Origin of the sequence: Dapis hubbardiae BLCC-M172, from assembly GCF_050016015.1 — a bacterium.
Lineage (GTDB): Bacteria > Cyanobacteriota > Cyanobacteriia > Cyanobacteriales > Microcoleaceae > Trichodesmium.
Map to the genome: position 1 here is coordinate 1 of NZ_JBNHEQ010000209.1, position 10,430 is coordinate 10,430.

General features: G+C 37.1%; 9 protein-coding genes. 8 read left to right on the forward strand and 1 reads right to left on the reverse strand.

The annotated features are described in order from the left end of the window. Positions 1–38: 38 nt before the first annotated feature. Positions 39–1,178 carry a filamentous hemagglutinin N-terminal domain-containing protein gene (locus ACP6PK_RS19060; protein ID WP_426561732.1) on the reverse strand — a complete coding sequence of 380 codons (1,140 nt, stop codon included), beginning with the start codon at positions 1,176–1,178 and terminating at the stop codon, positions 39–41. Between the two features lie 1,035 nt (positions 1,179–2,213). Between ACP6PK_RS19060 and murI the strand changes: the two genes are divergently transcribed. The 8 genes from murI (at position 2,214) to ACP6PK_RS19100 (ending at position 10,391) form a co-directional block, all read left to right on the forward strand. Next, positions 2,214–3,122 (forward strand): glutamate racemase, encoded by a 909-nt coding sequence (gene murI / locus ACP6PK_RS19065; protein WP_426561734.1) that lies wholly within the window; start codon positions 2,214–2,216, stop codon positions 3,120–3,122. Positions 3,123–3,558: 436 nt separating this feature from the next. Further along, a complete protein-coding gene (locus tag ACP6PK_RS19070) occupies positions 3,559–4,902 on the forward strand; it encodes a spondin domain-containing protein (RefSeq protein ID WP_426561736.1) in 1,344 nt (447 codons plus the stop codon). A gap of 343 nt (positions 4,903–5,245) precedes the next feature. Beyond that, positions 5,246–5,398: a hypothetical protein gene (locus ACP6PK_RS19075; protein WP_426561738.1), complete on the forward strand. Its 153-nt coding sequence runs from the start codon at positions 5,246–5,248 to the stop codon at positions 5,396–5,398. 280 nt (positions 5,399–5,678) lie between these two features. Then, entirely contained in the window at positions 5,679–6,338 is a 660-nt protein-coding gene (locus tag ACP6PK_RS19080; protein WP_426561740.1) for a L,D-transpeptidase, read from the forward strand. A gap of 108 nt (positions 6,339–6,446) precedes the next feature. Next, positions 6,447–7,100, forward strand: coding sequence for a L,D-transpeptidase (locus ACP6PK_RS19085; protein ID WP_426561742.1), 654 nt, complete (start codon positions 6,447–6,449; stop codon positions 7,098–7,100). Positions 7,101–7,263: 163 nt separating this feature from the next. Continuing rightward, positions 7,264–7,512 (forward strand): hypothetical protein, encoded by a 249-nt coding sequence (locus ACP6PK_RS19090; protein WP_426561744.1) that lies wholly within the window; start codon positions 7,264–7,266, stop codon positions 7,510–7,512. Positions 7,513–7,878: 366 nt separating this feature from the next. After that, positions 7,879–9,075, forward strand: a complete 1,197-nt coding sequence (locus ACP6PK_RS19095; RefSeq protein WP_426561746.1) for a peptidase U32 family protein — start codon at positions 7,879–7,881, stop codon at positions 9,073–9,075. 260 nt (positions 9,076–9,335) lie between these two features. Beyond that, entirely contained in the window at positions 9,336–10,391 is a 1,056-nt protein-coding gene (locus ACP6PK_RS19100) for a DUF3644 domain-containing protein (RefSeq protein ID WP_426561748.1), read from the forward strand. Positions 10,392–10,430 lie beyond the last annotated feature (39 nt).

Sequence of the window (10,430 nt, forward strand, 5' to 3'; positions counted from 1 at the left end):
ATAAAGAGAGTTTGGGATTTGTTTGGGCTTGAAATTTGCTAAAGTCCCGATAATATTGTTTGTATCTGTCCTCCATCTCGCACCATTAACTGACGAGTCGAAATTTTTATGTCTCCTCCTTTACCTATTGCCAGAGCCTGAGTTTGTAAACGACTGGGAATACTGGCATCGGGATTTGTACCTTCTATTGTCAATAAATCTGTTGCAGTGACGCTGATTTCTCCTCCTGATTCGCTTCCTTGATTTTGATTCAATGCCACGGAGCCATCCCTTAACGTTATTTGTCTACCTGTCATCTGAATTGAAGCAGCACCTACTCCTGAAGTGTCTGCTGCTGCTTGTTGTAACAGATTAATATCTCCAAAATTCTCTACACCGTTATAGTTGAAAGCAAAACCTCCAGATGGCAAGACACTAAAAGCAACTCTTCCTTCTGCTATTGCTCCTAGTTCAATTTGTCCACCTTCCGCCGTTAAGACACCTCCATCTAGGTTAATATTTCCTCCAATTAGGGCTAAAGTTTGATTGGGCTGGACTTGTAATCCTCTATTGGCTTCACTTCTATTAATCGGTTCAAAGAGGACATTTTCTACAATAGTAAATCCATGACCGTTTCCCTCAACTGTTATTGTTCCTGGATTTGGCCCCAAATTTAAGCCGATGGGTCTATTAATCGTTAACAAGGGTGGGGCGTTGGGATTAGTAGCGCTATAGAAACTGCCATCAGAAAATATTAAGCTTTCTGCCGTACTGCTAATAAATGAACCACCTATATCTAAACGAGCGTTTGGTCCAAAAACTATACCGTTGGGGTTAAGCAGAAAAAAGTTAGCCGTACCATTGGCCCGAATTAATCCATCAATATTGGAAATATTTCCCCCGGTGATTCGGTTGATAATATTAGAGATATTGACAGAATTATCAAAAAATGCTTCTGTGCGTGTGGGCAGAGAAAAATCCTGGAAACTATGAAATAAATTGTCACCAATTGTTGTTCCACCGTCAATAGTAAAGCGGTTGCCATTGATAATTACCGTAGTATTATTGGGTAAAGTAGCATCGGGGACTATTTGAGCTAAAGTTGGTAAGGATAGATTCCAGCTAGTGAAAATTAGGCTAATAGTTAATAATTTCTTCATTACTAAAATTTTCAAAGTTTGGACTTTAGTATCGGTCATTTCAGTTATCAGTTATTAGTTATCAGTAGCTCCACCGAATAGGGAGGCTTGAAATACTAAAGTTGATTTTTTTATCCCCTCTGACTCATATTAGACATCTACAAAAATTAAAAATCAAATCAATTATCATCCATAAATTATCTATTATTTCTTCCTTTTCCCTCTTTTTTGGAGATGTCTATTAGTAAAGCTACAGAATTTTGACTATTATTATTAGAGTTTTGACTTATATCATGTCCGGTTGAATAGTTATAAATAAGAAGGGAGGAGTCAGTCCTCGTAGGGGCGTTTCATGTCGCTCCGCGAAACGGCCGTTAGCTTCGCATAACTATCGTTAACGCCCGTACAGGAGTCAGGAGGGAAGAGAGGAGAAAGAAAGTATATGCATGAGAACGTTTTTTTTATCACTAATTATCCGGACATGATATTAAATTAACTTATCAAAAAAATTCGGTCTAAAACCCCGCCTTGATTGGCGAAATGTTTTTGGAGCGGGGCTTCAATAATTGATAATTGATAATTGATAATTACCTCTCCCTAAAACGGATAGGATTGAATAAAAGGAAATTTTTTTTGTTTCTCCACGGTGAGTGAGAGGCTTTATACCTTTATTTTTCGGTAAATCTACGTTACAAAAACAACTTTTGTAGGGGCGAATGGCCATTAGCTACGCACAACTTTCCTACGGAATGCTCCGCAAACATGTCGGCTCTTAGCCGAAACGTTTTATATGTCGCGTAGCGAAACGCCCCTACTGACTTCTGACTTCATTAACTAGACCATTAGATTTAAGATTCATACTAAATCCGGTTTCGATCGACACTATAGTGCTTAAAGGTAAAAGGTCAGCGCTAAATTGATGCTAACCTACCACAATTTAAGGTTCACTGCCTAGTGGTCTATTTCATCAAAAATGAATGATGAGGTTAAATAAGGGGAAAAAATTTAATTGCTTATCCCCCAAATTCATCTTGACAGACCACTATCAAGGTTTGGCTCTAAAACTGTTATTTTTGTCAATTATATATATTAACGATGACAAATATTTTTTATCAATTTCAAAAGGGTAAATATACTACTACCCCTTACCTACTAAAAATAACTCAACCTAGACAACCACATACTGCTCCCATTGGCATTTTTGATAGTGGAGTAGGTGGAATTAGTGTTTTAAAAGAATTATACCGCCAACTCCCCAAAGAAACCTTTATCTATTTCGCTGATACAGCACGACTTCCCTATGGTACAAAATCTCAGACAGAGATTGTAAAATTTGTACGTCAAGTGCTAACTTGGATGGAAAAGCAGGGTGTTAAGATGGCGATCATTGCCTGCAATACTGCTACTGCAGCAGCCATAGATCGAGTAGCACTCGAATACAATTTTCCCGTTATTGGCATGATTGAACCTGGGGCAAAAACAGTTGTACACAGGAGTAGCAAAAGAATAGGTGTCATCGCGACTCCACATACAGTCAAGAGCAATGCTTATCTAAATACTATCCTAAAAATTGATCCTTCAATTTTAGTCTTTCAAGTAGGAGCTCCTACTTTAGTACCATTAATTGAACAGGGTCGGATCAATGATGTTTATACCTTGGAAGTAGTGCAACAATATCTTGAACCCTTAATTGTAAAGCAGATAGACACTCTAATATTAGGTTGTACACACTATCCCCATCTGATACATTTGTTTAGACGAATTTTAGGTGGCTCAGTACAAATAGTAGACCCTGCTATTGCTGTTGTTCGTACTGCTACGCAGGAACTTCATAGTTTGGGAAAGTTAAGCGATCACCCTCCTCATTGCACTAGCTTCTATGTGAGTGGCAACCCAGAAGAATTTGCTCAAAGAGTGCAACAATTTCTAGGTTTTACTCCAAGAGTAAAAACTATTTGCTTAGAAGTGGAAAGTGTGAAAATTAAATCTGAATCTGTAGCTTAATTTATGGCAAATCTTTGTGATCGGTATCACTGACAATATATTTTTTTGTATTTGGCGTTTATTCTGGAAGTGATATTACACTCAGCAATGCCAAATATTTTTTTTGTGAGTAGAAATTCAGATTAAACTGAATTTAATTTTTTAATATTAGATTTTTATTATTTTGATAAATATTTTATTATACTCAATATTCATCAATTTACATTGGTTTTTTTATACTAAATTAATAAAATTCATGTGATAAATAGTCAAACTATAAACAAGTTATAAAATATCTTTACTGATATTAATTTTTTGTGAAAAAACTTAATAGATATTGGCCTACATAAGTGAGTATTTATACATATATAAAATATATTTTAAGTTGTTAAATATAGTGCATTTGTTGTGATAAACTTCCCAATAACAATTAGGTAATTTAGTAAGGAAAAACTCTATGGCTAATGTTAGAGTTCTAGTTGAGAACGTAGTTTCTCAAGGCACGGAAGCTACTTCTGTATTCTTTTCTCCAGTATGGGTAGGGTTCCATGATGGTAGTTATAACCTATTTAATATTGGTGGAACTGCTACTCCAGGTCTAGAAAGGTTAGCTGAAGATGCTATATTTACACCAACAGATGATTTCTCAGAGACTATATCTACTGAATTTGCAGCTAGTGGAGCTGGTTCTACTGCTGGGGTGGTATCCCCTGGTGTACCTTTTGCCCAAGGAAGCCTAGGTGTTGGAGCATTTAACGTAGATGAAAGTCAGGATAGATTCATGACTTATGGTGCCATGATATTGCCTAGTAATGATGGCTTCATTGGAAATGACAGCCCTCTTGCTATAGAAGTTTTCGATAACGGGGGAAATTTTTTAGGACCTGAAATTATTGTTTCTGGAGATCGAGTCTGGGATGCAGGAACAGAAATAAATGATGAAGCTAATGAGACTACAGCTGCATTAGGTCAGCAAGATCCCAATACAGGTACAGCTGAAAATGGCACAGTTCGATTGCACCCTGGTTTTATCGGTAGTGAACGAGAAGGCAGCGATGAACCAGGAGGTATTTTAACAGCACGCCCTGATGCTGATTTTACAACACAGAATAATGGAGCAGATTTTGATATAGCTCGCATGACTGTTTTACAAGATATTCGTGGTAATGCTGAGAACAACAGGATTAGCGGAACCCCTCTACCTGATGCTATCTTTGGTTTTACAGGTAATGATACTTTAAATGGTCTTGGTGGCCGAGATTGGTTAGTTGGTGCTCGTGGTCATGACTTGCTCAGAGGTGGTGCAGGTGACGATGTTTTAGAAGGTCGTATTGGGAACGATCGCTTACTTGGTGGTAGTGGTGATGATATATTGAGAGGTGGTCAAGGTCGCGATCGCATCAATGGTGGTGCTGGTAACGATACTCTTATGGGTGGTGCTAGTATTGACTTCTTCATCTTTAACACTAATGACACATTTGATACGAATGATGTAGGAATAGATACAATTAAAGATTTCAATACAGCTCAGGACTTTATTCTTCTTGATAAAACTACTTTCGATGCTATTACAAGTGACCCAAGTAGCAGAACAGACCCAGGATTTAGCGTTTCCAGTGAATTTGCTCTAGTTGCCAACGATGCTGCTGCTGCTACTTCAGATGCTTTGATTGTTCAAAGTGCAGCAAGTGGCAATTTGTACTATAATCCAAATGGTTCTGCAGCAGATTTTGGTGAAGGTGGTCAGTTTGCTACCGGACTGCCTGGATTAACTGGAGATGACTTTATTATCCGAGCTTAATACTGCTTGAGTAAAAGTTAGGCATTTGTTGGGGGTAGATTTTGGCAAAAGCAACAACAAGCAAAACCTCTAACATGAAATCCGGTTTGACTAGAGTGCATAGGCTAAAATTGTAGGTGAAAAAAACCTAAACCCCCAACTCCCTTCCTATCCGCCCCTTAGAAAGCTCTCCCTTATAAGGAACTCCTAAAACCCTTTTCTGATAGAGAGATGGGGGGTGGGGAGATGGGGAGATGGGGGCATAAAAGCCTCTAATTAAATATGTTGGCTATCCCGAAATATTCAGTTAAGGACAATTACATAACTTCTCTCTAGAGAAAAAAGTGGGTGGTGGTGCATAGTAATGGTAGAGGGAGTGTGGGGGGTGTGGGGAGTGCGGGAAGTGCGGGAAGTGCGGGAGCGTGAGAAGAAATTAAAAAATATATATCTTCACCATTACAATGCCGGACTACCAAAAAACTGTAGTTCTAGATATAGCAATTCCCAAGAAGCGTGAGGTACAAAATTCGTTTGTTTTAGGGAACAGGGAATAGGGAACAGGGAACAGGGAATAGGGAATAGGGAATGAGGAATCAGGAATAGAAAAGAAATTAAAGATAGGTGTACCTCATAAGCTTGAGAAACGCTATAGTAATTATCAGATTTGACTATGGAATAAAAATTTCAGTTGAACTAAAATTCTTAAAATTATTACCCGATTATAGTCCCTAGTGACTAAACTTTCAATTACAATAAACAATTAAGATTTTTTTTGTAATTAAGGTTTAACTTATTCCATGAACAAATTAGTAAAAAAATATTTAGAAATTAAAAATATCAATTTACATTATATAAATTTTAGTAATTTACACAGACTAATATATTTAAGTTTAGGAATAGTCATTTTACTCAATTACACACAACAAAAAGTTTATGGCTCTACTCCGCACAAAAATCAATCTGGAGTTTCCACAAATGCGACAGATTTAACCGAACTCCAACCACAAATAAAGCCTAAATCAATAATTACAAAAAAAGCACTAAATGAACTTTATCTGAAACCCAATGAAAAAATTCATTTGGTGATAAGGTTAAGCGATCGCCGTGTCTATGTCTATCAACAAGACCAATTAAAAACCACCTACCCAATAGCTATTGGTAGAGAAGGATGGGAAACTCCCACAGGAACCCATAAAGTTATCCAAAAAATACCAAATCCCTCTTGGAAACATCCCTTCACAGGAGAAATAATACCTCCTGGTCCAGAAAATCCTTTGGGGGAAAGATGGATTGGTTTTTGGACAGATGGCACAAACTACATAGGTTTTCATGGAACCCCGAACGAAGAAACCGTAGGACAAGCAGTCTCTCATGGTTGTGTTAGAATGTTGAACCAAGATGTACTAGCTCTATTTGAAAAAGTAGGAATTGGTACAACTGTCGTAGTAGAACCTTAAAAAATAGGAATAGAGTTTAGTTCAAACATTTTCAAAATCTAAGGTGAATTAAACTTTTAAAACATTAGTTTTTGATAATATCTAGATTTGATACATGAGGAGTGAAAAATGACACAATCTACCACAAATAAATGGCTATATTTTATTAGCAAAATCAACCAAAGAACATATAATTTAACAGCTATTTTTCTGACCACAGCAATTATTTTATTGAGTAAAAATTTAGCTATAGCTTCTACTCCTACTGCTCAGACAAATAATAATAATAATCAGCAAACACAGGTAGAAGCTAATTTACCATTTGGTGGCTTAATGCCAAAATTAGATCGAGCTATCAAAGACTTCCAAAAATATTTGGGTGTAGAAGCAGAAGAGTTAGTTCGGGTCGTACTCCGGTTAGGGGAACGGCGAGTATATGTATATGAGGGAGAAGAAGAAGTTGCTAGTTATCCTGTAGCTATCGGTAAACCTGGTTGGGAAACTCCCACAGGCAATTTCAAAGTTATTCAACTGGTAGAAAATCCTAAATGGCAGAACCCCTGGACGGGTGAGGTAATGCCAGCAGGGCCAAATACTGCCCTAGGATTAAGGTGGATTGGTTTTTGGACAGATGGCAAAGACACTATTGGGTTTCACGGTACTCCCACTGTAGAATCTATTGGATCTGCTGCTTCTCACGGTTGCGTGCGGATGTACAATGAGGATGTGGTTAACTTATTTCAGAAAGTGCAAGTAGGTACTGAGGTAGTGGTAGAACCATAGTTTACCAATGGATAATGGATAATGGATAATGGATAATTGATAATTAGGGTTTATAGTTGGGAAAAAAAATTACTCTCTTACTCCCCTACTCCCGAAAAAAGACTTTTTCAGCAAACCCTAATTAATAATTTGGCGTTGGTGAATAAAGGTATGAAAATAAAAATTGAACAATCTCAAATATTTGTTATTCAATAGTTTAGGAATTACCAAAAAATACAAATCATACCCTAATTTATCAACGCCAATAATTGATAATTATGGTTGGCTGAATAATTCTTTTGTGATTCAATTATATAGCTTTCAGCAAACAGCTATTAGCTATCAGCATCTATTCCTGGTTCTCGAATTAACTAGCTATCAGCTAGCCTCCTGCGGAGGAACTACGTTAACAGCTAGAAATCTGGGGGTATAAGTCCCCCACTATATTTATTTGGAAAAAATTAGTTGTGTGTGTTAAAGGGGGTCTGAGTCCCCCATTATACACGCCTGATAGCTGACCGCTGACGGCTGACGGCTGACTGCTACTTCAATTATTCTAAACCTTCGATACCTTCCTCATTGATCCTTCCGGCCTTTTTTAGACAGGACTTAGATTATAACGCCTCAAACCATAATTGAGCGATCGAGCTAAAATATTTAAGAAGACCTACGCAACTAAATAAGAAACCGGGTTTATTGCCCTAATTTGTTCTTGAAATCAGGAAATTTCCTTGATAAACCCGGTTTGTGCGTAAGTCCTATTTTAGTTAATCACTATCAATCAATATATATAAAAAATATGTGGAAACCAGAATTATTAGCTCCTGCTAAAAATCTCGAACGTTTAAAAGTTGCTGTTACTTATGGTGCTGATGCTGTTTATGTGGGAGGGCAAAAATACGGTCTGCGGGCGCGAGCAGATAATTTTTCTGACTATGATTTGGAATATGGGGTAAATTTTGCTCACGAAAATCATGCTAAAGTCTACCTAACTCTAAACGCTTTTCTCCATGATGATGATTTTGAGGGATTGGCAGAATATTGTCAATTTCTGGAATATATTGGGGTTGATGGGGTTATTGTTTCTGACTTAGGGGTTGTCCGAGTGGTGAAAAATAGTTCTAATCTTGATATTCATCTCTCAACTCAAGCATCTTGTCTCAATTCTTATGCTGGTGAAATGTGGAAACAGTTTGGCGTGAAGCGTCTAATAGTGGGGCGAGAAGTTAGTGTGGTAGAGGGGGGGGAAATTAGAGGGCAAACTGGTATTGATGTGGAAATGTTTATACATGGTGCTATGTGTATGGCTTTTTCTGGTAATTGTACAATCTCTAATTTTACAGCAGGCAGAGATTCTAATCGTGGTGGTTGTATTCAGTCTTGTCGTTTTCCCTATCAGTTGGCAGAAAAAACAGACGCTCGCCAAGTTACTTTTATGTCTTCTAAAGATTTATGGGGTATTCATCAAATAGGAGCGTTTTTTGAACAGCAAATTTGTTCTCTGAAAATAGAGGGGCGGATGAAATCATCGTTTTATGTGGCGGTAACTTGTAGAGCTTATCGGCAAGCGATCGATGCTTATGCAGAAGGGAGGTTAACTCCAGAAATGTTGAATCAAATTGTAGCTGAGTTAGAATCTATTCCCCACCGTGACTATGATTCTGCTTCCTTGGAAACTCCTGCGGGGAAAGATTCTGTATATAAGCAGTTGGAAAGTAGTAGGGGAACTCACGAATATCTGGGAATAGTGATGGAGACAACACCAGAAAATATTGTTTTGCAACTGGTTGAGTCTGTAGCAGTGGGAGATAAAATTGAGATTATTCCTGTGCATGGGGAAATAATGCGGTGGAAAGTGAGTGAGCTTTTTTCTGTGGTAGGCGATCGCTTGGAGAAAATGCGAGCAGGGAATGTGGTTTGTATTCCTAAAACTGTAGCGCCTGATATTTTAAATAATGTAGAGAAATTGAATGTAGTTAGGGTTGCGCCATTTTAATTAGTAAATTAGTAAAGAAGTTAGGTAGTTCTACATAGTAATGGTACATAGCAAAAAGGAATACCTGGCGCGGGAGCAAAATGCTCCCATTGTTCTCATAAAAAACATTGCCTGACAATGGGAAACTATTACAATGCACCACCAGATGTACCCAAATTGACATTTATCTATAGATTTGCGATAATATTATTTTAATCTGAAAGTATCATACAGCACTTGCAGTATAATTAGTTTTTTTGTGGAATATTGATATATTATCTATGATAAATGATAAGAAAAGGATTAAGTCACAAGAAATTTTTAACCAATTAGTTTTAAATGCCATTGATTTTTTAGAGCATTCTGTATCTGAGATTGAAAAAAATCCTAAATATTCGATAATTAATTTTTGTACGGCAGTTGAACTTTTCTTAAAGTCTAGATTAATGCTTGAACATTGGAGCCTGATTTTTAACGATCCGAAACAGGCAAATTTGGATAAGTTTCTTCAAGGAAACTTTACATCAGTCGGCATGGAAGGTGCTATTAAAAGGCTTAAGAAAATACCTGACCTAAAATTTTATGATAATGCAGAGAAGAATTTCAATACAATACGAAAGCACAGAAATCAGCTAGTCCATTTTTTTAATGCTACAGAGTTAGAAATTGTTGCTACTGAGGAATGCAAAGGATGCTTCTATTTATCACAACTACTCAGAGAAAAATGGAAAGATGACTTTTTAGAGTATGTAGATGACATTGATAAGCTTGACAAACTAATGCTAAATGTTCGACGATATCTGCAAGCGAAGTTTAATGCTCTATTGCCTGAAATAGAGATAAAAAAGAAGCAGGGTATTTCTTTTAATACTTGCCCCTCCTGTGGATTTGATTCAAGTGAGAATAAAGTTATTGCTGAAATTTCTCAGTTCTCTGATTATCTCTTGTCTCCTGATTGCCTTGTTTGCAACTTTGAAGCGGGGAAAGAGTTGATAGTTTCATGTCCTAATTGTGAAAATGGGCAAATTAAAGTTCAAGAATTAGGGAAAGGTGAATGTGAATCCTGCGAATACTCAATTAACTTAGATTACTTGTTAGACAAATATGCAGAAAGTAAGCATATAGAGAAAGGTTTATTTGAAAATAATCGTGCGTATTGTAACTCTTGTGAACACTTTAAACAACCGACTGTTGTTCCTTATGAAAACATTTGGCTTTGCTTATCCTGCCTAAAATCTTACGATTATAATCAGGTAGGCAACTGTGAGTTCTGCGGTGAGTTGGTTTCAGGGAACTTAGATGATAGTTTTTTATCAGGTTGCTTAACGGGACTTTAGCAAATTTCAAGCCCAAACAAATCCCAAACTCTCTTTATG